Source organism: Actinomadura latina NBRC 106108, assembly GCF_001552195.1.
Lineage (GTDB): Bacteria > Actinomycetota > Actinomycetes > Streptosporangiales > Streptosporangiaceae > Spirillospora > Spirillospora latina.
Genome location: NZ_BCQS01000012.1, coordinates 1 through 25210, shown reverse-complemented (window position 1 = coordinate 25210; position 25210 = coordinate 1). Strand labels below are relative to the sequence as shown.

Below are 25210 nucleotides of genomic sequence, written 5' to 3'. Positions count from 1 at the left end.
CCGAGCTTAAGGCAACGGCTCCCAGAGGATCTGGACGAGGCTCTCCTGCAGCATCGTCAGCCAGTCGTAGACGGCGAACAGGGAGACGCGCGGATCCTGCGGGTCCATGGTGCTCGCCTCCTCGTACCACTCCTCGGTGACGTCGAGCCGGGTGCCGAGCGCCAGCCGGACGTCGTTCAGCGCCCGCAGCCAGCCCTGCGCCTGCTCGTCGTCCAGGACGATGTCGGCGCCGTCGTCGGTCAGCGCGCCGAGCACCAGCCCGGCGGCCTCGCGCTTGCCGTCCCGCAGGCCCATCTCGGTGTAGCGGCGGAACTCCCCCGCCGCCTCGCCGTCGTCGCGGTAGGCGTCCGGGAACAGCCGCGCCAGGACCGGGTCGTCGGGCTTCGCGGCGTTCTCGGCGATGCCCATCGCGGCCAGCTCGTCGTCCGCGGCGGGCGCGTCGCCGATCAGCGCGAGCAACTGCTCCATGAGGGCGCGCAGCAGCGCGGCCTCCTCGGACTCCAGCCGCACCCGGACGCCTCCGCGGGTCTTCCGCACGTCGGTCATCGGCTCAGTCGTCCCGTTTCACTGTCGCCCACAGCCCGTAGGAGTGCAGGATCTCCACGTCCCGCTCCATCTCCTCGCGGGTCCCGTTCGCCACGACCGCGCGGCCCTTGTGATGGACGTCGAGCATCAGCTTCTCGGCCTTCGTCTTGGGGTAGCCGAACACGGCCTGGAACACGTACGTGACGTACGACATCAGGTTGATCGGGTCGTTCCAGACGATCGCCAGCCAGGGCCGGTCGGCGCTCAGGTCCTCCTCGGCGTCCGGCCGTTCCAGCTCGACCGGTGCGGGCGCCGCGCTCATGGCGCTCATTGCCCGGATCGCCCCCTTTCTTCGCGAACTCTCTGCGCGCTGCCGTTCGCTGTGTAGGTTCGCCCACCCCACCCGATGCTATGCGCCGCTCCCCCGCCGGGTGGGCGGGCCCACACATCCATGGTGCCCACAGTCGGGCTTAGGGTTCCACTTGTGGACCTTGGTGACGGCACCGCGCTGCTGACCGACCAGTACGAGCTGACCATGCTGCAGGCCGCGCTGCGCAGCGGCACCGCCGGCCGCCGCGCGGTGTTCGAGGTGTTCGCGCGCAGCCTGCCCGCGGGACGCCGCTACGGGGTCGTCGCGGGCGTCGGGCGCCTGCTGGACGCCATCGAGGCGTTCCGCTTCGACCCCGCCGAGCTGGACTTCCTCGCGTCCAACGGCATCGTGGACGAGCCCACGGTGCGATGGCTGGAGAAGTACCGCTTCACCGGGAACGTCTGGGGCTATGCCGAGGGCGACTGCTACTTCCCGGAATCGCCGATCCTGGTGGTCGAGGGGACGTTCGGCGAAGCGGTCCTGCTCGAAACGCTCGCGCTGTCCATCCTCAACCACGACAGCGCGATCGCGTCGGCCGCGTCCCGGATGGTGCAGGCGGCCCAGGGCCGCCCGATCATCGAGATGGGGTCGCGGCGCACCCACGAGCGCGCCGCCGTCGCCGCCGCCCGCGCCTCCTACATCGCGGGGTTCACCACCACGTCCAACCTGGAGGCCGGCCGGCTGTACGGCGTCCCGACCGCCGGGACGAGCGCGCACTCGTTCACCCTCCTGCACGACAGCGAGCGGCACGCGTTCGAGGCGCAGCTCGCCTCGCTCGGTTCCGGCACGACGCTCCTGGTCGACACGTACGACGTCGAACGGGCCGTCCGCACCGCCGTCGAGCTCGCCGGGCCGTCCTTGGGCGCCGTCCGGCTCGACAGCGGCGACCTCGGCGTGATGGCCCGCCGCGTCCGCGACCAGCTCGACTCGCTCGGCGCGCACGACACCCGCATCGTGGTGACCGGCGACCTGGACGAGTACGGCATCGCCGCCCTCGCCGCCGCCCCGGTCGACGGCTACGGCGTGGGAACGTCCCTCGTCACCGGCTCGGGCGCGCCCACCGCGTCCCTCGTCTACAAGCTGGTCGCCCGCTGCGACGGCCCGGACGACTCCGCGCCCATGCGCCCGGTCGCGAAGCGCTCCCCGGGCAAGCCGAGCCGAGGCGGACGCAAGAAGGCCGTGCGCCGGATCGACGGCCACGGCACGGCCTACGCGGAAACGGTGTCCACCGGCGAACCCGTCCACGGCCCCCGCGACCGCCTCCTGCACACCCCCCTCGTCCGCGACGGCGAGATCGTCGGACGCGAGTCGCTCCAGAAGGCCAGGGAACGCCACGCGCACGCGATCTCGGAACTGCCGCCCACCGCGACCCAGCTCTCCAACGGCGAGCCCGCCGTCCCCACCGAATTCGTCGACGGCGGGCCCCGCCCATAACGCCGTATCCACGCGGGCCTGGGGTACGGTCGGTTCCGGGGCAACCGGTAACAGGGAGCGGTCATGGGCAAGAAGGCTCTGATCATCGTGGACGTGCAGAACGACTTCTGCGAGGGCGGCTCGCTGGCCGTCGGCGGCGGCGCCGACGTGGCCACCGCCATATCCGCGCACGTGGCCGGTCACCGGCCCGACTACGCGCACATCGTCGCGACGCGGGACTTCCACCTCGACCCGGGCCACCACTTCTCCGACGAACCCGACTTCGTCGACTCCTGGCCGCCGCACTGCGTGATCGGCACCCCCGGCGCCGACTTCCACCCCAACCTGGCCCTCGCCCCCATCGAGGCCGTCTTCAGCAAGGGCCGCGAGGAGGCCGCCTACAGCGGCTTCGAGGGCGCCTCCGACGACGAGACGCCCCTCGCCGACTGGCTGACCGCCCGCGGCGTCGACACCGTGGACATCGTCGGCATCGCCACCGACCACTGCGTCCGCGCCACCGCCGTCGACGCCGCCCGCACGGGCCTGCGCACCACCGTCCTCCTGGACCTCACCGCCGGCGTAAGCAAGGCCACCGTCGACCACGCCCTCGACGAACTTCGCACCGAAGGCGTCACCCTGTCGGGCGCCCCGGTGGTGAACGCCTGACCATGCCGAATCCCCCCAAGGTCATCCTGATCGCCGGCGTGTCCGGCAGCGGCAAGACCACCATCGGCACCCTGCTCGCCGAACGCCTCGGCTGGGAGTACGCCGAGGCGGACGCGTTCCACTCCGAGGCCAACATCGCCAAGATGCGCGCCGGCCACCCCCTCACCGACGCCGACCGCCTCCCCTGGCTCCGCTCCATCGCCGCCTGGATCACCGAGCGCCTGGCCACCGGCCGTTCCGGCGTGGTCACCTGCTCCGCCCTGAAACGCAGGTACCGCGACCTCCTGGCCGGCGGCAGACCCGAGATAGCGATGGTCCTCCTGGACGGCGACCGCGAACTCATCGCCGCCCGCATGAAGTCCCGCAAGGGCCACTTCTTCAAGGAAACGCTCCTGGACACCCAGTTCGCCGACCTGGAGAAGCCGGCCCCGGACGAAGACGTCCTCCTGGCGCCCATAACAGGCACGCCGGAAGACACGGTCGCCCACATCATCAAGGCCCTGAACCTGTCCCCCACCGGCCACCCCTTGTAGGACGGCGACGCGGGGGCGCCCTTGGGCTGACGGCCTCGGGTGATCGCTACGCGGGCGTGCCCGGTTCGGTGGCCTGGACGAGGCGGGTGACGAGCGCGGCCGGGTGGCCCTCCCGCGCGGGAACCTGATCGGCTCGAAACCGTCGGTTCCTTTGCGGAAGGGGCACCCGGCTCGCCTGCGCGCCGGTGGCCACCGGCGCGCGATCACCGATCGCGCGGGCTAGCGCTGCAGCGTCAGCAGACCCGGACGCCACGGCAGCTGGTCGTAGGGGCCGCTGGCGCTCGGGGACTTGCCCTGGTAGAGGAACTGCAGGTTGCAGGGATCGATGGTCATGGTCTGGTCAGGGTTGCTGCGGACCAGATCACCGTGGCTGATGTCGTTGGTCCAGGTGGCGCCGCTGTTGGCCTTGCCCGCGAACGGGTTGCTCTCGCTGCTGGCCTGCGGAGTCCACGAACCGCTCAGGCTGGAGGCCGTGAACGAGCGGAAGTACCGCCCGTTCGCGCCCATCGCCTCAACGATCATCAGGTACTGGTTCTGCCCCTGGACCTTGTAGACCTGGACCGCCTCGAAGAGGTTGGCCGTCGAGTCGCTCATCACCGTCGTGTACGACGAGCCGAAGCTGCCCGGGAAGTTCCCGATCGGCATGCTCGCCCGGTAGATCTTGCCGTTGTCGCCGGCGAAGAACAGGTACATGTTCGAATCGTCGGCGATCAGCGTCTGGTCGATCGGGCCGGTGCTGGAGTCGGAGATGCTCCCGGTGAACAGCGCCTGCGGCGAGGACCAGCCGTTGGGGTCGGTGGGGTCGCTGGACGTCCGGTAGATGAAGGGCCACGCACCCCACTGGTACGCCAGCACCCAGATGTTCTTGGGCGCGAAGTAGAACAGCGTGGGCGCCACCGCGGCCTGACTCATCCCGATCTGGTCGGCCGAAGCCATGTCGGACCAGTTCGTGAAGGGACTGAAGGCCATCGACCCGTACGACGATCCCGACACGTTCGACGCGTAGACCAGGTGCTTGCCGTTGTAGACGACGTTGGTGAAGTCCTTGAGCGAGACCCAGCCGTGCTGAGGCGTCGCCAAGACACCCGTCGACGTCCAGTGGTACGCCGATGGAAGAGAGCACGTGCCCGTCGGGGTCGGAGTCGGGGTCGGCGTGGGGGTCTCTGTCGTGTCCGACAGGCCGGTCCACTTCTGGTTGCCGCCGCCCCAGCAGGAGTACAGCTGGATCTGCGTGCCGTTGCCGGTGCCCTGGCCGGACGCGTCCAGGCACAGACCGGATTGGACGCCGACAATGGTCTCGTCGGAGTTGACGCGCCATTTCTGGTTGTCGCCGCCCCAGCAGGAGTAGATCTGGACCTTGGTGCCGTTGCCGGTGCCGGCGGCGTCCAGGCACTTGTTGCCGTAGACCTTGAGTTCGCCGGCGGAGGTGTAGGTCCACTCCTGGTTGCTGTTGCCGTTGCAGTCCCACAGCTGCACCTGGACGCCATCGGTCGTGCTCGCGTTGGGCACGTCCAGGCAGCGGCCGGAGGCGACGCCCTTGATCTGCCCGCTGCCGCCGGGCGTCGGGGTCGGGGTCGGGGTCTGGGTCGGGGTCTGGGTCGGGGTCGGAGTGGAGGATGACCCGCCGTTCAGGGCGCCCAGGACGGAGGTGTAGGCGGGCTTCTTATTGCCGTTGCCATCGAAGAGAAGAGGGGTGTCGCCGGACCGCCAGGAGTCGCTGTCCCGCACGCCCCAGACCGTGATGCCGACGCAGCGCGAGACGGCGAGGCAGTCGTTGGTCACGTTGGCGTAGGTGGTGGCCGAGGCGCCCTGGATGTCCAGTTCGGTGATGGCCACGTCGACGCCCAGGGCGGCGAAGTTCTGCAGGGTGGTGCGGAAGTTGCTGTTGTAGGGGCTGCCGCTGTTGAAGTGGGACTGGAAGCCGACGCAGTCGATGGGCACGCCGCGCTGCTTGAAGTCCTTGACCATGTTGTAGACGCCCTGGGTCTTGGCCCAGGTCCAGTTCTCGATGTTGTAGTCGTTGTAGCAGAGCTTGGCGTTCGGGTCGGCGGCGCGCGCGGTGCGGAAGGCGACCTCGATCCAGTCGTTGCCGGTGCGCTGCAGGTTGGAGTCGCGGCGGCCTCCCGAGTTGCCGTCCGCGAAGGCCTCGTTCACCACGTCCCAGTAGGCGAGCTTGCCTTTGTAGTGGGCCATCACGCCGTTGATGTGGTTGATCATCGCCTGGCGCAGGGAACTGCCGCTGAGGTTCTGCATCCAGCCGGGCTGCTGGTTGTGCCAGGCCAGCGTGTGGCCGCGTACCTGCATCCCGTGCTGTATCGCCCAGTTGTAGACCTGGTCACCGGCGCTGAAGTTGAACTGGCCCTGCTGGGGCTCGGTGGCGTCGATCTTCATCTCGTTCTCGGGCGTCACCATGGTGAACTCGCGGCCCGCGATCGTGGTGTACGCCGAGTCGCCGAGCTTGCCGGCGGCGATGGCGGTGCCGAAGTACCGCCCGCTCTGCGCGGCCGCCGCGCCGAGCGTACTCGCAGCGGCATTCGAAGGAACCGCCACCGCCAGCGCCACGGCCGTCATCCCGGCGACGCCGAGGGCAAGGGCGACCAGGGCGCGGCGGAAGCGGCTGACGGATCGTCGTATCCCGGGTGAGGGTATTTCTCGGGTGCTCACTCCTGAGCCTCCATAACTGAAGCACGGGGAATGTCGGAAAACGCGGGGGCATTCCCCGCGGAATCGACGCCGCGTCCCTTTCCCAGGAGCGCACACCACCAAGGCGTCGCCAGTTGGTGGGCCATGCCATGCCCGGCACGCCCAACCGCCTCGGGGACTCAGTGTGAGTAATGCCCGCAAAACATGTCAAGGCTTTCGAAGAACTTTCGGGTGCTCATCCCGGGGTCTCCTGCGTCTTCTCCCTCGTGCTGGGACGAGTGCGCCGTCGCAACCTTTCGACGACCTACTTCTGAGCGTGGACCCCCACATGAAAGCTTTCATGCTGACACTTCACCGGCCAGGTGTATCTGCGCGGATAACCCCAGATGAGCCGTAGTCAGCCCCCGGTCACGTATTCACGATGCGCATCGGGCGCTTGACATACCTCCCCGGCTCATATTTGCTCCGGTCCACCACCACCTTCGACTGGCCCGCCGAGGGAAGGGAGCTCGATCGACCGTCCGGATCGTCAGCGATGACATTCCGCCCACCGCGCCCGACGCCGCGTCCTGCGCTTCGATGAGCGTGAGCGCCGGTGGCGACAACGGCGACGCGGCCGTCGGCCACCCGTAGCAGCGAGGTCCGGACCCCACCCAGGCCGGCCGGCCGCCCCTTACACGGTGGAGGCCGGCCGCTGGCGTTCGACGCCTAGGAGCGTTACCGAAAGTCCCTCCAGCGCCCGCGGTCGCGCGATCACCTCCTGCATCCACCGCACGTACTTCTCCACCAGCGCCCGTACCCGCGGTCCCAGCCCCAGGTGCCAGAGGCCCCATATCGCCCGATTTGGCCGAATATTGGTCATCGCGCGGTCGATGGGTTTCTCAAGGCTGGGTAGGCGCGGGGTATCGCCGAAGCGTCCAGTGCGGGAGGAGACGCTGATCATGACTGCACCAACCCAGGCTGCACCGGCCCAGCAGTGGGCCGACGCCTTCGCCGCGGCCAGTAACGACGATCCCGAGATCCAGGCCCACGGGAAGTACTTCACCTGCACCTACCTGCTCGACGCCGCCGACCGCAGCTACGCGATCAAAGTGGAGTCGGGACGGGTGACCCAGGTCACGGTGGATCCGGGTCCGCTCGACGTCCCCTACGAGTTCGCGATCCGGGCGAGCGCCGAGACGTGGCGGGGGTTCGGTGAGCCGGTGCCGCCCCCGATGCACCACGGGATCTGGGCGGCCACCTTCCAGCGCGACATGCGATTGGACGGAGACGTCCTGGTCCTCATGCAGAATCTGCGCTGCATCACCCGTCAGATCGAACTGCTCCGCGCCGTCGGCTCACCCGTCTGAGGAAGGAGATCACCGTGAGCAAGGTATCCCCGGTCACCGGGCACTATGTGACCATCGAGGTCGACGGCCTGGAGTACAGGGTCTTCTACCTCGAGAACGGCACCGGACAGCCGCTGGTCTGCCAGCACACCGCCGGCTGCCACAACCACCAGTGGCGCGGCCTGCTGGAGGACGAGGAGATCACGGCGGACTACCGCGTCATCGCCTACGATCTGCCCCGCCACGGTAAGTCCGATCCGCCGGAGAACGTCGAGTGGTGGAAGGAGGAGTACACCCTCACCGCGGACCACTTCGTCAACTTCATCGTCGCGCTGTGCGACGCCCTCGAACTCGAAGACCCGATCTTCATGGGCTCCTCCTTCGGCGGGAACGTCGCGCTGCAGCTCGCGCTGCGTCGCCCCGACCGATTCGCAGGCGTCCTGGCGGTCGAGGGCGCGGATTACTCGCCCGGGTTCTACCTCGACTGGTGGCAGCACCCGCACGCCAACGCCGCGCAGGTCTGCGCGAGCGGCGTATGGGACCTGATGGCGCCCCAGTCGCCCGACGCCGACCGCTGGAAGACCTGGTTCTACTACTCCCAGGGCTCCGAGGCGTTCAAGGGGGACCTGTACTTCTACTCCGTCGACCACGATCTGCGGGACCACCTTCACGAGATCGACGGGGACCGGTGTCCCGTCGTCATGCTCACCGGCGAGTACGACTACCTGACGACCCCGGAGAACAGCGCCCGCACCGCGGACGCGATCCAGAACGGCACCTTCATCAAGATGGAGAAGATCGGGCATTTCCCGATGAGTGAGAACCATGCCGTCTTCCGCGGCTACCTCCTCGAAGCCCTCAGGATCCTCGACAGAAGAAAGGTGCCCGCCTGAGCGAGCAAACGCCGGAGTGGAGCCAGGGCGTTCCTGGCTCCACTCCGTTGTGCGGGTGTGCTACTGGAACTGTGCGAAGAACCTCCAGATCTCTCCCTTGGTCCAGGTGGCGACGCCGCTCTCGTTGGGGGAGCCGTCGACCGGACCGGGTGTGTGGTCCCCGTCGAACGCGGCCCATTGGACCGGGTACCCGGCGCGGCAGCCCGAGTAGGTGGTGGTGATGTGCGTCCGGCTGCCCGGGGCGGGCTCGCGCGGGCTCTGGGGAGTGCAGCCGTTGTTGGCGACGAACTTGTCGCGCAGGGACCGTCCTTGCGTGATGTTGAGGACGGAGTCGCTGACTCCGTGGATTCCGAAGTAGGCGATGGGCTGGGCGCCGCCGCTGCACCCGCTGATCTGGGCGCCGGACATGACCGCGACGGCCCGGAAGGTGTTCGCCCGGGCGCATGCGAGGGCGTAGCTCATACCGCCGCCCCAGCTGAAACCCGTGGCGAAGCGCTGTGCCGTGTTGACGCAGAGGCCGCTCTCGATGAGCCGGACCATGTCGTCGACGAAGGCGACGTCCTCACCGCCCGAATTGGCCCAGCCGTTGCCGAGGCCCTGGGGGGCGACGAGGATCGCGCTGTTGTTCGACTGCTCCTGTTGGCCGTAGTAGGACCAAGCGGCTCCGCTCGTCCCACCCGAGGCGACGTCCCCGGCGGTTCCACCCCGCCAGTGGAACGCGAAGATCAGCCGGTAGGGGTGGCTGTTGTCGTAGTTGGCGGGAACCCTGAGGATGAAGCTGCGGCTCTTGCCGCTGCTCTGGATCGTGTGCGTGCCGCTGGTGAGCGTCGGGGCGCTGCCGCATCCGCCGCCGCCACCGGACGACAGTTCGACCATCTCCCACTGCTGGTTGGCGCCGCCCCAGTCGGTGTACTGGACGACGTTGCCGCCGTCGGCCGTGGAGGCGCCCTGGACCTCCACGGCCTTGCCGCTGCTGCGGCTGATCAGCCGGACGTGGCCCGCGTCGGAGTCGGCCAGGCGGAACTGCTGGTTGGCCCCGCCGTGGTCGGTCCACTGCTGGATCGCGGCACCGTCGGCCGTCGAGGCGCCGGCAACGTCGAGCACCTTGCCGGAGTGCCGGGCCTTCAACCGGTAGAAGCCGCCGCCGGAGTCCACGAACTGCCACTGCTGGTTGGCTCCGTCGTTGCGCGTCCATTGGTCGACTCGCGCACCGTCGCCGGTGGACGCGCCATAGACGTCGAGCGCCTTGCCGCTGTTGCGGTTGACCAGGACGTACCAGGCACCGGTGTCCACCGTCGCCGCCTCGGCCGGCGCCGGGTTCACCGCGACGAGCATGCCGATCCCGAGGGCCGCCGCCACCGCGGCGGCCAACCGGGACCGCCGGCGGCGCCTTCGCGGAGGCGCGGGAGAAGCCGCAGCATGGGTCTTCATCGATTCGCCCTTTCCCGATGGCAGGTCAGGTGCGGGTCCAGTGCTGGTTGCTGCCGTTCCAGCAGGAGTAGAGCTGGATCAGGGCGCCGTTGCCGGAGCCGGCGGCGTCCAGGCAGAGACCGGACTGGACGCCGACGATGGATCCGTCGGAGTTGAGGCGCCACTTCTGGTTGTCGCCACCCCAGCAGCTGTAGATCTGGACCTTGGTGCCGTTGCCGGTGCCGGCGGCGTCCAGGCACTTGTTGCCGTAGACCCTGAGCTCTTGCGCGTCGGTGTAGGTCCACTGCTGGTTGGTGCCGCCATGGCAGTCCCACAGCTGGACCTGGGTGCCGTCGGTGGTGCTGGCGTTGGGCACGTCCAGGCAGCGGCCTGAACCGACGCCCTTGATCGTCCCCGCGTCCTGGGGCGGGTCGCCCGGGTCGCCCGGGTCGCCGGGGTCGCCGGCGTTGAGGGCGTTGAGGACGGAGGAGTACGCGGCCTTCTTGTTTCCGTTGCCGTCGAACAGCAGCGGCGTGTCCTGCGAGCGCCAGGAGTCGGTGTCGCGCACGCCCCAGACGGTCATGCCGAGGCAGCGCGAGACGGCGAGGCAGTCGTTGGTCACGTTGGCGTAGGTCGTGGCCGAGGCGCCCTGGATGTCCAGTTCGGTGATGGCCACGTCGACGCCGAGAGCGGCGAAGCTCTGCAGGGTGGTGCGGAAGTTGCTGTTGTAGGGGCTGCCGCTGTTGAAGTGGGACTGGAAGCCGACGCAGTCGATGGGCACGCCGCGCTGCTTGAAGTCCTTGACCATGTTGTAGACGCCTTGGGTCTTGGCCCAGGTCCAGTTCTCGATGTTGTAGTCGTTGTAGCAGAGCTTGGCGGCCGGGTCGGCGGCGCGCGCGGTGCGGAAGGCGACCTCGATCCAGTCGTTGCCGGTGCGCTGCAGGTTGGAGTCGCGGCGGCCTCCCGAGTTGCCGTCGGCGAAGGCCTCGTTCACGACGTCCCACTGGGCGATCTTGCCTTTGTAGTGGGCCATGACGCCGTTGATGTGGTTGATCATCGCCTGGCGCAGGGAACTGCCGCTGAGGTTCTGCATCCAGCCGGGCTGCTGCGAGTGCCAGGCCAGCGTGTGGCCGCGTACCTGCTTGCCGTTCTGGACGGCCCAGTTGTAGACGCGGTCGCCCGAGCTGAAGTTGAACTGGCCCTGCTGGGGCTCGGTGGCGTCGATCTTCATCTCGTTCTCGGCGGTCACCATGTTGAACTCGCGGCTCGCGATCGTGGTGTACGCCGAGTCGTTGAGTCGGCCCGAGGCGATGGCGGTGCCGAAGTACCGCCCGCTCTGCGCCGCCGCGGCGCCCAGCGTGCTCTCCGCGGCGACGGCCGGAGACGGTGCCACCAGAGCGGCGACCGTGCCGAGCCCGAGGGCGCCGGCGAGGAGGGCCCGCTTGCGGGCCCCGGACCAGGGCATGGCGTTCGTACGCACGTCTGTTCCTCCATGAATGCACGAGGGATGAAAGCACGGACATAGCCGTGTAACAGACGCCGCGCTCCATCAGGAACGCCCACACCACCAAGGCGTCGCGGACACAGTGTGCGAGCTCTTGTAGATCCCGTCAATAGTTTCAAAATCTTTCACGGCGGATGTCCGGTGGGCGGCCTGTATGTGCGATCTGGCAGGCGACCCCGCGATCGAAACCTTTCGACAAGCGGGGGCCCTTGACGAGGCGCGCGGCCTCGTATTTACTCCGGCCCACCACCACCTCCCCCAATCGCCGATGGAGAAGAGGTCTCACCCGGGCTAGAAATGTTAGCGCTAACATCAACGCATGAAAGGAGGAGGTCCATGCTGAGGACCGGTGCAGCCGTGCTGGCATCGCTCCTGTTGTCGGTGTTCGTGTCCGTGATCAACACCCAGGCCGCCCAAGCCGCCACAGTGGACGTGAACAAGTGGTACGTCCTGGTCAACCGCAACAGCGGCAAGGCCCTGGACGTCTACAACCTGGCGACCAACGACGGCGCCCGCATCACCCAGTGGACCAGGAACGATCAGAACCAGCAGCAGTGGCAGTTCGTCCCCTCCGGCGACGGCTACTACCGCATCAAGTCCCGCCACTCCGGCAAGGTGCTGGACGTCTACAACTACTCCACCGCCAACGGCGGCTCGATCGTCCAGTGGACCGACCTGAACGGCACCAACCAGCAGTGGCGGCTGGCCGACAGCTCGGGAGGCTACGTCAGGTTCATCTCGCGCCACAGCAACAAGGCCCTGGAGGTACAGGGCGGCTCCACCGCCGACGGCGCGAACATCGTCCAGTACGACGACTGGGGCGGGAGCAACCAGCAGTGGCAGCTCGCCGAGGTCGGCGGCGGCGATGACGGCGGCGGCGATCCCGGTCAGTCGTGCGATCTTCCGTCGTCCTACCACTGGACGTCAACGGGCCCGCTGGCGCAGCCCAAGTCCGGATGGGTCTCGCTCAAGGACTTCACCGTCGCCCCCTACAACGGCCAGAACCTCGTCTACGCGACAACGCACGACACGGGGACGAGATGGGGCTCGATGAACTTCGGCCTGTTCAGCGACTGGTCGCAGATGGGCTCGGCCAGCCAGAACACGATGTCGAACTCCACCGTCGCGCCCACCCTGTTCTACTTCGCGCCGAGGAACATCTGGGTGCTCGCCTACCAGTGGGGCGGGACCGCCTTCTCCTACCGGACGTCGAGCGACCCCACCAACCCGAATGGCTGGTCGTCGGAGCATGCGCTCTTCACCGGAAGCATCTCCGGCTCCGGAACGGGACCCATCGACCAGACGCTCATCGGCGACGGCTCGAACATGTACCTCTTCTTCGCCGGCGACAACGGCAAGATCTACCGGGCGAGCATGCCGATCGGGAACTTCCCGGGCAGTTTCGGCTCGAGCTCGACAGTGGTCATGAGCGATTCGACCAACAACCTGTTCGAAGCCGTCCAGGTCTACAAACTCCAGGGCCAGAACCGCTACCTCATGCTCGTCGAGGCGATCGGCTCGCAGGGCCGGTACTTCCGCTCGTTCACGTCCACGAGCCTGAACGGTTCATGGACACCGCAGGCCACGTCCGAGGGCAACCCCTTCGCCGGCAAGGCCAACAGCGGCGCCACCTGGACCAACGACATCAGCCATGGCGAACTGATCCGCACCGGCGCGGACCAGACCTTCACCGTCGATCCCTGCAACTTGCGACTGCTCTACCAGGGGCGCAGCCCCAACTCCGGCGGCGACTACGGCCTCCTGCCCTACCGGCCGGGCCTGCTGACGCTGCAGCGCTGACGATGTGACACGGGCCGGCGTGGCGGGCTCGGCGGAAAGCCGAGCCCGCCACCCAGGTCACCGCGGACAGGGCGCCCCACCCCACGGACCGGCCTTCGAACCACTGCGGAGCGATCTCTATGAAAAGAAAACGAATCCGCGCGCTACTGACAACAATGGCCACGGCCGCGGCAATGGCCGTGGCACTCGGCCCGGCTCCCCAAGCCCAAGCGTTGGACAACGGCGTGGGCCGCACCCCGCCGATGGGGTGGAACACCTGGAACACGTTCGGCTGCAATATCAGCGAGGCACTGATCCGGCAGACCGCCGACGCGCTCGTCAGCTCCGGCATGCGCGACCTCGGATATCAGTACGTCGTGGTCGACGACTGCTGGTTCGATCCCAACCGCGACTCGGCCGGCAACCTGCAGGCCAATCCGTCGAGATTCCCGAGCGGCATGAAGGCGCTCGGCGACTACCTGCATTCCAAGGGCCTGAAGTTCGGTCTCTACGAAGTGCCCCTGGACCGTACCTGCGCCCAGTACTTCGGCTCCTACCCGGGTGCCACCGGCAGTCTCAACCATGAGGCCCAGGACGCCCGGCAGTTCGCCGCCTGGGGCGTCGACTATCTCAAGTACGACTGGTGCTCCCCCACCGGCAGCATCGACGACCAGGTGCGCACCTTCGCAAAGATGCGCGACGCCCTGGCGGCCACCGGACGTCCGATCCTCTACAGCATCAACCCCAACAGCATCCATGAGAAGACCGGCCCGCAGCGGAACTGGGGCGACGTCGCCAACATCTGGCGCACGACGGAGGACATCACCAACGTCTGGAACTCCGGCCAGACCAACGGCTACCCGATGGGCATCCAGAACATCGTCAACGTGAACGTCCCCCTGTCGGGCTACGCCAAGCCGGGGCAGTTCAACGACCCCGACATGATGGTGGTCGGCCGGGGCGGCATGACCGACACCGAGATGCGCAGCCACTTCGCCCTGTGGGCCATCATGGCCGCGCCGCTGATCGCGGGGAACGACGTGCGGAACATGGACGCCGCGACCGCCACGATCTTGAAGAACCAGAACCTGACCGCCATCAACCAGGATTCGCTCGGGCTCCAGGCGACCCAGGTCAGCAACGACGGCACCCGCCGCGTCCTGGCCAAACGGCTGAGCAACGGCGACGTCGCAGTCGCGCTGTTCAACCAGGGAGGCAGCACGACGACGGTCAGCACCACCACCTCGGCGATCGGCCTGTCCGGCAGCTCCTTCGGCCTCCGCGACGCCTGGACGAACGCCGTCACCTCGACCACCGGGGCCATCTCGGCGAGCGTGCCCTCCCACGGCACCGTCGTGTACCGGGTCAGCGGCGGAACACCCGCCCCCGTGTCCGAGATCCAGGGCGTGGGTTCGGGGAGATGCCTCGACGTCACCGGAGCTTCCCAGGCCAATGGAACGCGGGTGGAGATCTGGGACTGCCACGGTCAGAGCAACCAGCAGTGGACCTCTACGGCGGCCGGTGAACTGCGGGTCTACGGAAACAAGTGCCTCGACGTGAACAACAACGGCACCGCCGACGGAACCAGCGTCATCATCTGGGACTGCAACGGCCAGAACAACCAGAAATGGCGCCTGAACTCCGACGGAAGCATCACCGCCGTCGGCGCGAACAAGTGCCTGGACGTATCCGGCAACTCTACGGCCAACGGCGCCTACGTCCAGATCTGGACGTGCAACGGCGCCTCCAACCAACGGTGGACCCGCATCTGATCGTCTTCTCGAGCCCCTGGTCTGGACGATCCTCAAGAGACCGCCCAGGCCAGGGAGTGCGGTGACCCCACCGGGTGGCCCGGCACCGGACCTTGTTGATGATCTTGTTTCCGGCACGGGGGCGAACGTCGTGAGGAATTTATGGCGCAGCAGGTCGAAGGGGAGGGACTTGATGCGTTCGGTGAGGCGTTCCGGATCGATCTCACCACGGTCGACGGCGCGGTCGAAGAGTACGTCGAGAGACCTCCTTGCGCGCTGTCGTGGAGGGGTCGAACAGGTCGCCGGGGCTGGTTCCGGTCTCCTGGTAGTAGCGGGTCAGGTTCACGCTCATGACGGTGCCGAGTTGGAGGCGGATGGCGCTGATCTCCCGCATGAGGGTGAGGGCGTCCTCCCGAAGGCTTCCGGTGTCGGGAACGTCGATGACGTTCTCCCGCAGTGTGTGTGGCGATGGTCGCCCGGTTCAGTTCGTCGCGATCGGGCCAGCGGGAGCCCTCCGGATATCTTAGATAGACTTGCCTATCTAACTTTGGCGGCCTAGTGTGGCCCTCGTAAGATAGAGCCGCATATCTTAGGAGCGTCCATGAACGCCGACGACACCATGCCGTCCCCGCCCCCACCGGTCACCGCAGACCGCATCGACCCGGTCCTGCGGCGCCTGACCTTCACGTTGATCGTCGGCGCGCTCGCCGTCATCTTCGACACCACGATCATGAGCGTCGCCATCGACGGCCTCGCCGGGAAGCTGCACACCTCGCTCGCCACCACCCAGTGGGTGACCACCGCCTACCTGCTGGCCCTGTCCGCCACGATGCCGGCCGTCGGATGGGCGCAGTCGGTCCTGGGCGGCAAACGCCTGTGGATCACCAGCCTGGGCCTGTTCTTCATCGGGTCGCTGCTGTGCGCCGCAGCGTGGAGCGTCCAGAGCCTGATCATCTTCCGGGTGGTCCAGGGCGTCGGCGGCGGCACCATGATGGTGCTGATGTTCACGCTGGTCATGCAGGCGGCCAAGGGCCGCAACATCGGCGGGGCCATGTCCCTGATCACCGTGCCCACCGCACTGGGCCCCATCATCGGCCCGGTCATCGGCGGAGCCATCCTGCACGTGGGCGACTGGCGCTGGATCTTCCTGTTCAACGTGCCCTTCTGCCTCATCGGCGGCTACCTCGCCCGGCGCAACCTGCCCGAGGACAGGCCCCGCCCCGGCACCCGCACCCGCCTGGACGCCGTGGGCATGCTGCTGCTGTCCCCCGGCATCGCCGCGGTCGTCTACGGCCTGACACAGCTCGCCGGATCCGGCGGCCTGGCCGGCCTCAAGGTGGCGCTGCCGCTGACCGGCGGCCCGGCCCTGCTCGCCGGCTACGTCTGGTGGGCGCTGCGGCGCGGACCGGACGCCCTGCTCGACATCCGGCTGTTCCGCCACCGCGCCCTGGCCTCGTCCACGGCGCTGGTGTTCCTGACCGGCGCGGCCCTGTACGGGACCATGCTCCTGCTGCCGCTGTACTGGCAGCAGGTCCGCGGCGAATCCGCCCTGGGCGCCGCACTGCTGCTCATCCCGACGGGCGTGGGCGCCCTCCTCTCCCGCGCCCTGGCCGGCCGGTACATGGACCGCTTCGGCTCGCGTCCGGTCGCCATCGCCGCCTTCGCCCTCACCTTCGCCGCCACCGTCCCCTTCGGCTTCGTCACCGCCTCCACCAGCAACATCACGCTCATGGCCGTGCTGTTCGCGCGCGGCGTCGGGCTGGGCGGGGCCATGATCGCGATCATGGGCGCCGCCTTCGTCGGGCTGGAGCGCCAGGAGATCCCGGCCGCCGCCGGAATCAGCCGAGTCGCCCAGCAGGTCGGCGCGTCCATGGGCGTCGCTGTCCTCGTCATGATCCTCCAGCGTGCCTCGGCCGGCGCCCACACCCCCGCCGCCCTGGCTTCCGGATTCGGCGACGCCTTCTGGTGGTCCGCCGCGTTCACCGCCGCGGCCGTCCCGCTCTGCCTCCTGCTGCCGGGCCGCCCCACCCCCCAGCCACAGGTCCACAACCCCGCACCCGCCGAAGAACCCACCAAAGCTTGAACGATCGGGGCGCCCCGACCAGGGCGCCCCGACCAGCAGCAAGGTGCGCACCGCAATTGTGAACACCTTGTCCGATGCGAAGAGAAGTAGAAGTTCAGGAAACTGGCTTGAGCCGATGGCCTTGATTTCCTGGTGCCGGCCCGCCGACCGCACGCGCCGGAGCGGATACTGTACTCACCTGATAGCGGCAGCCCGATGAAACTCCCGCAATTCGTCGTCGGCTGCACGATAAGAGCGTCTGCGTGATGGCGAATCGGGACGGTGCGATGGCATGGAGAGGGCGGGCTGGCAGGCGGAGGGAGAAGGATCCGCTCGATGCGGTGGCCATGAGCCAGCGAGTCGAGCACTCGGAGATCCGCGGGCCGCTGTACCAGCACCAGGAGATCCACATCGCGGGCGGGACACCGCTGGACCATGCCGTCCGACGCCTCGCCGCGTCCGTGGACGCGCGGGTCCTCCAGGAGACCGGACAGCGCTCGTTATGGACGTCGTCACCGCTCGTGGTGCGTGTTCGTTCGACCGAACGGCCCGTTCAGGCCCGGGAGTCCGCGCTGCTGAATCTGGAAGGCGATTCGGCGGGCCTCGCCGGCATCTTCCGCGATCTGCCCCACCGACAGCTGGCGATCATTGGTGAGCAGGGCGCGGGCAAGACGGTCCAGGCCCTGCTGCTGACCCGGGAGCTGCTGCCGAAACCCGTACAGGAGGCGGACGGCCCCGTGCCGGTCTTCCTGTCGCTCGCCTCCTGGCATCCGGACATTCCGCTGATGACGTGGATGGCCGCGCGCATCCAGCAGGACCACCCGGACGTCGGCGAGTCCCGCGCGCAGGGCCGGGAGACGGCACTGCGGCTGATCAGGCAACGGCGGATCGTCCCTGTGCTGGACGGTCTCGACGAGGTTCGTGCAGGTTCCCTGGGGGAGGTGATCGAAGGCATCGGCGCGGCCTTCGACGACAGAGCGCCTTTCGTGGTGACGTGCCGCCGGGAGGAGTATGTGGCCGCGGTGGAGGCGTCCGGCGCCCCGCTCGCCAGGGCGGCCGTCGTCGAGATCGACTCCGTCAAGGTCGAGGACGCGATCAGGTATCTGAGCAGCGCGTTCACCGATGACACGCGGTGGCGCCCGCTGTTCCAGCGCCTCCGCGACGACCCCGACGGCCCAGTCGCCCACGCGCTGTCCACACCGCTGATGCTGTTCCTCGCTCGGACCGCCTACAAGCGGCCCACGACGAACCCGGATGAACTCCTTGCGCACTCCGACGTCCAGAGCGTGGAGGAGCACCTCCTGGACGCCTACATCCCCGCCACGTACGCGCGTCACCTCGGCCTGCCCTACAGCGAGTACCAGGCGAAGCGCTGGCTCGGCACGCTGGCGCGCAGCCCGCGCGAAGTCCACTGGTGGCATTTTCATTCACCTATAGCGGACTTCGCGGCCGGGCTGCTCTTCGGCTTGGGGACCGGCTGGATCCTTCATCTGATGTGGAACACCGCGGCGGCCATCGGCGGAACCCTCTTCGTCCTGGCCTCGGTGGCCCTTACTTCGCGTGCCCTACGCGAAGGCAAGGAGATCGTCATCACGGAACGGGAGACCGCGGATCCCCGCTCCCACCTGCGTCGCTACCGGATGCTCGCCGTCTTCGTCGCCGCGGTGGCCGGGATCGCGGGGTGGGTCGGGCTGAGCGCCTGGATCGGAGGCGCTGCCGGCGCCGACTCCGTCACCACGATGACCTACGCCTTGGTCTACGGGAGTTTCGCCGCGGCGGCGACGCTCATCAGTACGGCCTGGGGCCGGTACATGGCGGCCCGCCTCTGGCTCGCCGTGCGGGGTTTGCTGCCGTTCCACCTTCTGAGGTTCATTGAGGACGCCCACAGCCGTGGCGTCCTGCGAAAGCCCGGCGTCTTCTATGAGTTCCGGCACGTTCGGCTTCAGGAGCGGCTGCGAGCGGGCAATTCTCTGCTGCTGCAAGACCATCCGTACGAGGTCGTCAAGCCGGAAACGTCGCGCCTGCAGATCGCAAAGGCGCAGCTCTACGTGCCCGTGATCAGGTTGGTGGCACATCTCGCCGTCATTTTCATCACGGCTCTGGTCTTAGGCGCAACCTTCAAGGGCGGCCCATTGGAATATGAGACCGGAAAGGCGCCTACACGTTACGATGTGCACTTCCAGGTTGGTGGCGGAGTTGACGCGGATTTCACCCCGATACCGGCCTGGGGCTGGACGATGCCGCCAAGCAGCGCGGTGACGAGCACCTTCTCGGTCCCGCCGCATCGACTGGGGTGGCCCTACCGCAGGCTCGACGGGGCGATCAAGGTCAAGAACTGCGAAGCCGCCTCGATCATCATGTCGATTACCGCGAACGCGTCCAGAAGACCGCATACGCACGTCCTGAATACCGGTCGCGGCACTTCATTCAGTACCTTGGGGTGGAAACTCCCGAACGACCTGAACAGGCTGACCGTCACGTTCAGACGGATAGATCATGCACCTTGCACTGCGCATATAGAATGGCTGGACCCCGCGCTCTACGCCGACCAGCTCTTCGGTATCAGATCACATTTCGATTGAGCTCGAGGGAGCGCCATGAGCAAGGGAGTCAAGCGTGCCGTCGCAGCGGGCGGCACGTTCGTGATCGCCGGCGCGGTGAACGTCGCGACGGGTCTGCTCATCCAGGACTGGACCGCGGCCCTGTGGGCGGCGACCGTCGTCCTCCTCGTCCTCGGCGGGGCTCTCCAGGCGTCGGTGACCTGGTCCGACCGCCGGTCATCGGAGGAGAGCGAGGATGAGGGCCGCCGCCCGGGGCGCGGCACTCAGCGCGTCGAGGGGACGAAGGTCGGTGGTGACGCGCTGCAGAGCATGCCTGACCCGGGCGAACAGATCGTCTCCGACTCGGAGATCTCCGGTTCACTGAATCAACGCCAAGGCAATGACCCGTAATCAGAGTGTGAACTACTCGCCGAGCGGGGGTGGGTTGGTGGGTTATGGACGCCGGACGCGGTAGCGCAGGTCGCCTGGCTAGATGATCTTGGGGGTTACCCCGTCCGGCGGCCAGCCTGAGCGAGGTCACCGCCGGTGATCTCGACCGCAGCCTGCGCCAGCGGGAGATCCGCCGGCCCGGTGGCTTCGCCGACGAGTTGCGGGCGGTCCTCACGGTCGGCCAGGCGACCTGGGGCGCACTGACCGTGTTCCGGGAGGCCAAGCGCCCCTACTTCTCGGCGGCCGAAGTGAGGTTCGTGTCGTCGCTGGCCGGGTTGATCGCCGACGGACTGCGGCGAGGACTCTTGCTCGATGCCGCACGGGCCGGGGACGCCGACACCGGCCTGCTGATCCTCGACGCCGATGACGGCGTAGGAATGTCCAACCAGGCGGCGCAACGTTGGCTGGACGAGCTGGGCACCGGTGACCGGGCCGGTGTCGAACTGCCGCTGGTCATCCCCGCCGTCGCCCGCCAGGCCCGCGCCCTGTGCGACACCGCGGCAACTGCGGCACGTGCGCCGGCCGAAATCCGTCCGGCCAGGGCACGGGCGCGCACCCGGTCCGGTCAGTGGCTCATCGTCCGGGGCTCGCTGATGGGCGATGGGCCGGGATCACCGGTCGCGGTGATGCTCGAAGCGGCTCGTCCCGCCGAAATGGCGCCGCTGATGGCCGATGCCTACGGCTTCACCGGCAGCGAGCGGCGCGTGACCGAGCTGGTGGCGCAGGGCCTGTCCACCAGACAGATCGCCGACCGGCTGCACGTGTCGTCGTACACCGTGCAGGACCACCTGAAGTCGATCTTCGCCAAGTCCGGCACCGGCTCACGCGGCGACCTGATCGCCCGGCTGTTCTTCGATCACTACGCCGCCCCCTTGACGCTGGGAGCCGCAGCGCACCCGCGTGAGCTGCAACCGCCGCCGGTCGGCGTTGGGGATGCCAGGACTGAAGCAGCCGCCAGAGATTGATTATTCGGTCAGCGATCGTAGGTAGGCCGCGAGGGCCTTGCCGCGCGGGGAAAGGCGGTAGCCGGTCTCCAGGCTTTCGGTGAGGCCGAGGGCTTTGAGGCGGCGGACGTCGGCCTTGAAGGGGAGTCTGTCGCGGTTCAGGTGTTCGGCCAGGTCCAGGGCGCGCAGGCCGGGGGTGTTCCTCGATGAGGCGGAGGACCTCGCGGGTCCAGGGGGCGCGGCGGCTGCGGGTGTCGATGGTGTCCAGGGCGGTTTTGAGGTCGGCCAGTTCCTGGTCCGTCAGGTCGTCGTTGTCGGCCAGTTCCGATCGGGGGTCGGGGCCGCCCAGATGGAGCATGACGCGGTGGTAGCCACCCTCTTTGGTGCTCTTGGACAGGGCGGTGAGCAGCGCCGCGCGGCTTTTGAAACCCGAGCGGAGGGCGTCCTCCTCGGTGATCTCCGCGGGGGTGACGGCCGTGACCGAGTCGATGACGATGATCCCCGCCCAGGTGCGCTGGGTGCTCCCCGCGCGGACCCGGGGCTCGGCCCACACGCGGAACACACGGTCGATCCGCCCGCCCGCGATCCCCTCAAGTACCTCGCGCCTGAACAGCATCGTTCCCTCCCGGGCGATACGCCTGTCCTTCTGCAGCATCAAGCAGAGCACCCAATAGATCATGCTAAACGAGTCGCGGGAGGCCACCTGGGGCAGGAACGACCGTGTGGTCAGTCGCGCTGGAATCTCGTAGGCGCTGAGATGGTTGGTGTCGGTGTGAAGAAGATCGGTTTTCTCTCGTTCGGTCACTGGAGTGACAGCGCAGGCTCGCGGACCCGGACGGCGGCGGACGCGCTGCTGCAGTCGATCGATCTCGCCGTGGCCGCGGAGGAACTCGGCGCCGACGGCGCCTATTTCCGGGTGCACCATTTCGCCAGGCAGCTGGCCTCTCCCCTTCCGCTGCTCTCCGCGATCGGCGCGAAGACCTCGCGCATCGAGATCGGCACCGGCGTGATCGACATGCGTTACGAGAACCCGATGTACTTCGCCGAGAACGCCGGCGCCGCCGACCTGATCTCCGGTGGGCGGCTGCAGTTGGGCATCAGCCGGGGATCACCGGAGCAGGTCGTCGACGGGTGGCGGTACTTCGGGTACGAGCCGTCCGAGGGCGACACCGATGCCGACATGGCGCGCAAGCACACCGAGGTACTGCTCACGGTGCTGCAGGGCAGAGGCTTCGCCCAGCCGAGTCCGCGGCCGATGTTCCCCAACCCACCCGGGCTGCTGCGCATCGAGCCGCATTCCGCGGGGCTGCGCGACCGCATCTGGTGGGGCTCGGGCTCCAACGCGACCAGCGTGTGGGCGGCCGAGCTCGGCATGAACCTGCAAAGCTCCACGCTCAAGGACGATGAGACCGGCGAGCCGCTGCACGTCCAGCAGCGCAGGCAGATCGAGGCCTACCGGCAGGCGTGGAAGGACGCCGGACACGAGCGCGAGCCGCGCGTGTCGGTCAGCCGCAGCATCTTCGCGCTGACCAGCGATCTGGATCGCGCCTACTTCGGCCGGAGCGCCGACTCGGACGACCAGATCGGGATGATCGACGAGAAGACCAGGGCCGTCTTCGGACGTTCGTACGCGGCCGAGCCGGACGTGCTGGTCAAGCAGCTCGCCGGCGACGAGGCCATTCAGGCCGCCGACACGCTGCTGCTCACGGTCCCGAACCAGCTCGGTGTGGACTACAACGCGCACGTCCTGGAGAACATCCTGACCCACGTGGCACCCGAACTCGGCTGGCGCTGAGAGCGCAGCCGGCCCCGCCCATCACGGTACGAGAGTGCCGTTCGATAAAGCTGCCCTCGGGATCAAAGTCAGGTGGCCGCAGGCGCGTGGAGTGTGCGGCGGACGGCGTCGCGGAGCCAGTGGTGGGCTGCGTCGGCTGCGTGGCGGGGGTGCCAGGCCATGCCGATGGTCAGGGGCGGCAGCGGCAGCGGAATGTCGAGGAGGCGCAGGCCGAGGGCGGTGGCGGTGTGAGTGCTTGCCGCCGCCCTTGCCGCCAAGATCACCGACCGCTCGGGAGACACCGATCATGCCCGTTGAGGCCCCACCCCCGGAGCCGGCCTGGACGGCATCGCGGACGCGGCGGTCACCGGGGCGGTGCCAGGGGTCGGCGGGCGAACAGGATCGCGCCCGGCTTCGGCTCGTCCGGATTCAACAGGTGCTGCGCCTCCACGGTAAAGCCCGCCTCGCGGAGCCAGCCGGCCACGCGGGACGGTTGGCGGTGGTGGACATACGCCTGCAAGGCCTGGTCGCCGTCACCGGTCGTCTCGATCTTCGACCCGTTACCGACGTGGAATCCGACGGCCAGCACCCCGCCCGGCCGCAGTACCCGGTGGAACTGTCCGAGCACGCCCGGCACCGCCTCGTCCGGGATGTAGATCAGCGACCACCACGCGAGCACACCGGCCATGGAGTCGTCGGCGAGCTTCAGGTCGGTCATCGAACCGACCTCGAACCGCGCGCCGGGGTGCTCGCGGCGGGCGATCTCGATCATCGCGGGTGACAGGTCGATGCCGAACGCGTCCGCGCCCAACTCCCGTAGCAGGGCGGTGGTGTGCCCAGGTCCGCAGCCCACATCCGCGACGGGCCCGCCGCCGATCGCGCGGACCAGGTCGGCGAACAGCACAACCCCCGCGCGGACGTGGAGCAGCCTGTCGAGCAGGTCGCGCGTCTCGTCGGCGTAGCCGGCCGCGACGGCGTCGTAGGAGTTCCGGGTATCGGACAACCAGCTCATCAAAGGACCGTAGCCCAACTTCAGGGAACGACCACTACGGCGCCTCGCACGCCGCCTTGGGCAAGTCGGGTGTGGGCCGCCGCCGCGTCGGCGAAGGAGTACTCCGCGGCGACCCGTAGTGGAATGTCTCCGTCCTCTACCCGTTGGACCAGGTCGCTCAGCCGGGACCCGTCCGGTAGCACGTCAAGTGCGAACGTCCGGATTCCCCGTACCGGCTCGGGTCGCAGCGGGGGTGAGGCGGCCACATAGCCGCCGCCGTCCTTGACCAGTTCCATCAGTGAGGGGCCGATCACCGCCAGGTCGACGACCGCGTCGAAGGTGTCCGGCGCCGCCGCGACCGGATCGTCCGAGCGTGGCATGAACACCGCACCCTGCGATTCGGCGAACTCGCGGTCGCCGGGCCCCGCGAGTGCGGTGGCGTACAGGCCGGCTGCCCTGGCCAGGGCCAGAGTGAACCCGCCGACCTGCCCTGCGGCACCGGTGACCAGCAGGGACGAGCCCGCCGGAAGCGCGAGCAGGTCGAGGGCTTGGGCAGCGGCGAGGCCGTTGGTCGGCAGGGTCGCGGCCTCGGTGGCGGGAATCCCAGTGGGGGCGACGGTCAGCCAGGCGGCCTCCAGCACCACGTACTCCGCGTGGGTACCGACCGTGGTCCGTAGCCATGGTGAGAAGCCGATGACACCGTCACCAACGGTGAAATCGTCGACGGACGGGCCCACTGCGTCGACCGTGCCCGCCACGTCCCAGCCGGGTGTGTACGGCAGCCCGGCCGGCAGCGGTGCGGGGAATCGGCCGGCGCGAATCATGAGGTCGACCGGGTGCAGAACGGATGCGGCGACTTGCACTCGCACCTGTCCGGGTCCTGGCTCCGGTACCGGTAGGTCGGCCGCCACGTACAGGACCTCCGGCCCTCCGAACTGTGAATAGCTGACTGCGCGCATCGTCGTGCCTCCCGCTGTATGTCGTGGTTTCTTCACGGTAGGTACGGTCGGGCACCGCTAGGAAGTAGGTACCTTGGAGTGCCTAAGGCACCGGCACAGGAGGTGGCACGTGGCGACGACGACCGCCGTGCAACGTCGAGAACAGGCCAAACGCGACTATGACGCGTTCTTGGCAGGTTGCCCGACCCGGGAACTGCTGAACACGCTGACCGACAAGTGGGCGGCGCTGGTGATCCCGGCACTGGCCGGCGGCCCGCAGCGGCACAGCGAACTCGCCCGCCGCATCGCCGGCGTCAGCCAGAAGATGCTCACCCAGACCCTGCGCAAGCTGGAACGCGATGGGCTGGTCACCCGCACGGTGACCGCATCGGTGCCGGTGCGCGTCGACTACGCGCTCACGCCACTCGGCCAGGACCTGTTCCCGCTGATGGTCGCGATCAAGACCTGGGCGGAGACGCACATGGATCGCGTCTTCGAGGCCCGCGCCCAATTCGACGCGCGCTCATGAAACCGGTCGACGCCCGACCTCCCGGACGAGCCTCGCCGACGCCACAGCCACCCTGATCAGCGTGCCGCCCGTCCTCCGTGCCGGAGTCACCCGCCTGCGCACGAAACTCGGCATCGACGATTCAGACGAGACGTCCTCCCAGCAGGCTCAACGCGTGGGCATCACCG

Annotated in this window: 22 protein-coding genes; 13 read left to right on the top strand and 9 right to left on the bottom strand. The window is 68.3% G+C overall.

The window, feature by feature from the left end; all coding sequences use genetic code 11:
* Positions 1-6 precede the first annotated feature (6 nt).
* Both AL2_RS17835 and clpS read right to left on the bottom strand, forming a co-directional pair.
* The gene (locus tag AL2_RS17835) at positions 7-546 is read right to left on the bottom strand and encodes a DUF2017 domain-containing protein (RefSeq protein ID WP_067635009.1); all 540 of its coding nucleotides are present in this window, start codon (positions 544-546) and stop codon (positions 7-9) included.
* Positions 547-550: 4 nt separating this feature from the next.
* The gene (gene clpS / locus AL2_RS17830; protein WP_067635327.1) at positions 551-847 is read right to left on the bottom strand and encodes an ATP-dependent Clp protease adapter ClpS; all 297 of its coding nucleotides are present in this window, start codon (positions 845-847) and stop codon (positions 551-553) included.
* Positions 848-976: 129 nt separating this feature from the next.
* Here clpS and AL2_RS17825 point away from each other — a divergent pair, with 129 nt between their 5' ends.
* The 3 genes from AL2_RS17825 (at position 977) to AL2_RS17815 (ending at position 3507) form a co-directional block, all read left to right on the top strand.
* Positions 977-2329, top strand: a complete 1353-nt coding sequence (locus AL2_RS17825; RefSeq protein WP_067635008.1) for a nicotinate phosphoribosyltransferase — start codon at positions 977-979, stop codon at positions 2327-2329.
* Positions 2330-2392: 63 nt separating this feature from the next.
* Positions 2393-2974, top strand: coding sequence for an isochorismatase family protein (locus AL2_RS17820; RefSeq protein ID WP_067635007.1), 582 nt, complete (start codon positions 2393-2395; stop codon positions 2972-2974).
* A 2-nt stretch (positions 2975-2976) separates the two neighbouring features.
* Complete coding sequence (locus AL2_RS17815; protein ID WP_067635006.1) at positions 2977-3507, top strand: gluconokinase; 531 nt, start codon at positions 2977-2979, stop codon at positions 3505-3507.
* Positions 3508-3726: 219 nt separating this feature from the next.
* Here AL2_RS17815 and AL2_RS39225 read toward each other — a convergent pair whose 3' ends face one another.
* Positions 3727-6171, bottom strand: coding sequence for a non-reducing end alpha-L-arabinofuranosidase family hydrolase (locus tag AL2_RS39225; protein ID WP_083946638.1), 2445 nt, complete (start codon positions 6169-6171; stop codon positions 3727-3729).
* A 920-nt stretch (positions 6172-7091) separates the two neighbouring features.
* On the opposite strand from AL2_RS39225, the gene AL2_RS17805 reads away from it, so the two are divergent.
* Complete coding sequence (locus AL2_RS17805) at positions 7092-7499, top strand: hypothetical protein (protein ID WP_067635325.1); 408 nt, start codon at positions 7092-7094, stop codon at positions 7497-7499.
* A gap of 14 nt (positions 7500-7513) precedes the next feature.
* Positions 7514-8371 carry an alpha/beta fold hydrolase gene (locus tag AL2_RS17800; RefSeq protein WP_067635005.1) on the top strand — a complete coding sequence of 286 codons (858 nt, stop codon included), beginning with the start codon at positions 7514-7516 and terminating at the stop codon, positions 8369-8371.
* A 60-nt stretch (positions 8372-8431) separates the two neighbouring features.
* Here AL2_RS17800 and AL2_RS39220 read toward each other — a convergent pair whose 3' ends face one another.
* Positions 8432-9742, bottom strand: a complete 1311-nt coding sequence (locus tag AL2_RS39220; RefSeq protein ID WP_245666707.1) for an RICIN domain-containing protein — start codon at positions 9740-9742, stop codon at positions 8432-8434.
* A gap of 85 nt (positions 9743-9827) precedes the next feature.
* On the bottom strand, positions 9828-11261 hold the full coding sequence (locus AL2_RS17790; RefSeq protein ID WP_067635003.1) for an endo-1,4-beta-xylanase: 1434 nt from the start codon (positions 11259-11261) through the stop codon (positions 9828-9830).
* 360 nt (positions 11262-11621) lie between these two features.
* Between AL2_RS17790 and AL2_RS17785 the strand changes: the two genes are divergently transcribed.
* Positions 11622-13085 carry a non-reducing end alpha-L-arabinofuranosidase family hydrolase gene (locus AL2_RS17785; protein WP_157438219.1) on the top strand — a complete coding sequence of 488 codons (1464 nt, stop codon included), beginning with the start codon at positions 11622-11624 and terminating at the stop codon, positions 13083-13085.
* A 224-nt stretch (positions 13086-13309) separates the two neighbouring features.
* Positions 13310-14836 (top strand): glycoside hydrolase family 27 protein, encoded by a 1527-nt coding sequence (locus tag AL2_RS17780; protein WP_218003675.1) that lies wholly within the window; start codon positions 13310-13312, stop codon positions 14834-14836.
* A gap of 202 nt (positions 14837-15038) precedes the next feature.
* On the opposite strand, the gene AL2_RS38565 is transcribed toward AL2_RS17780, so the two are convergent.
* Entirely contained in the window at positions 15039-15209 is a 171-nt protein-coding gene (locus tag AL2_RS38565) for a hypothetical protein (protein ID WP_210748346.1), read from the bottom strand.
* 207 nt (positions 15210-15416) lie between these two features.
* Between AL2_RS38565 and AL2_RS17770 the strand changes: the two genes are divergently transcribed.
* The 5 genes from AL2_RS17770 (at position 15417) to AL2_RS17745 (ending at position 22606) form a co-directional block, all read left to right on the top strand.
* Entirely contained in the window at positions 15417-16898 is a 1482-nt protein-coding gene (locus tag AL2_RS17770; protein WP_210748347.1) for an MDR family MFS transporter, read from the top strand.
* A 320-nt stretch (positions 16899-17218) separates the two neighbouring features.
* Positions 17219-19459, top strand: a complete 2241-nt coding sequence (locus AL2_RS17765) for an NACHT domain-containing protein (protein WP_067635000.1) — start codon at positions 17219-17221, stop codon at positions 19457-19459.
* A 15-nt stretch (positions 19460-19474) separates the two neighbouring features.
* Positions 19475-19828 carry a hypothetical protein gene (locus tag AL2_RS17760; RefSeq protein WP_067634999.1) on the top strand — a complete coding sequence of 118 codons (354 nt, stop codon included), beginning with the start codon at positions 19475-19477 and terminating at the stop codon, positions 19826-19828.
* A 197-nt stretch (positions 19829-20025) separates the two neighbouring features.
* Positions 20026-20832: a helix-turn-helix transcriptional regulator gene (locus tag AL2_RS17755; protein ID WP_067634998.1), complete on the top strand. Its 807-nt coding sequence runs from the start codon at positions 20026-20028 to the stop codon at positions 20830-20832.
* Positions 20833-21568: 736 nt separating this feature from the next.
* Positions 21569-22606, top strand: coding sequence for an LLM class flavin-dependent oxidoreductase (locus AL2_RS17745; protein ID WP_210748348.1), 1038 nt, complete (start codon positions 21569-21571; stop codon positions 22604-22606).
* A gap of 68 nt (positions 22607-22674) precedes the next feature.
* On the opposite strand, the gene AL2_RS17740 is transcribed toward AL2_RS17745, so the two are convergent.
* The 3 genes from AL2_RS17740 to AL2_RS17730 form a co-directional block, all read right to left on the bottom strand.
* Positions 22675-22869 (bottom strand): hypothetical protein, encoded by a 195-nt coding sequence (locus AL2_RS17740; RefSeq protein WP_210748349.1) that lies wholly within the window; start codon positions 22867-22869, stop codon positions 22675-22677.
* Between the two features lie 80 nt (positions 22870-22949).
* Complete coding sequence (locus tag AL2_RS17735) at positions 22950-23597, bottom strand: class I SAM-dependent DNA methyltransferase (protein WP_067634994.1); 648 nt, start codon at positions 23595-23597, stop codon at positions 22950-22952.
* A gap of 20 nt (positions 23598-23617) precedes the next feature.
* On the bottom strand, positions 23618-24535 hold the full coding sequence (locus AL2_RS17730; RefSeq protein WP_067634993.1) for an NADP-dependent oxidoreductase: 918 nt from the start codon (positions 24533-24535) through the stop codon (positions 23618-23620).
* Between the two features lie 109 nt (positions 24536-24644).
* Here AL2_RS17730 and AL2_RS17725 point away from each other — a divergent pair, with 109 nt between their 5' ends.
* The gene (locus AL2_RS17725) at positions 24645-25043 is read left to right on the top strand and encodes a winged helix-turn-helix transcriptional regulator (RefSeq protein ID WP_067634992.1); all 399 of its coding nucleotides are present in this window, start codon (positions 24645-24647) and stop codon (positions 25041-25043) included.
* Positions 25044-25210: the final 167 nt, after the last annotated feature.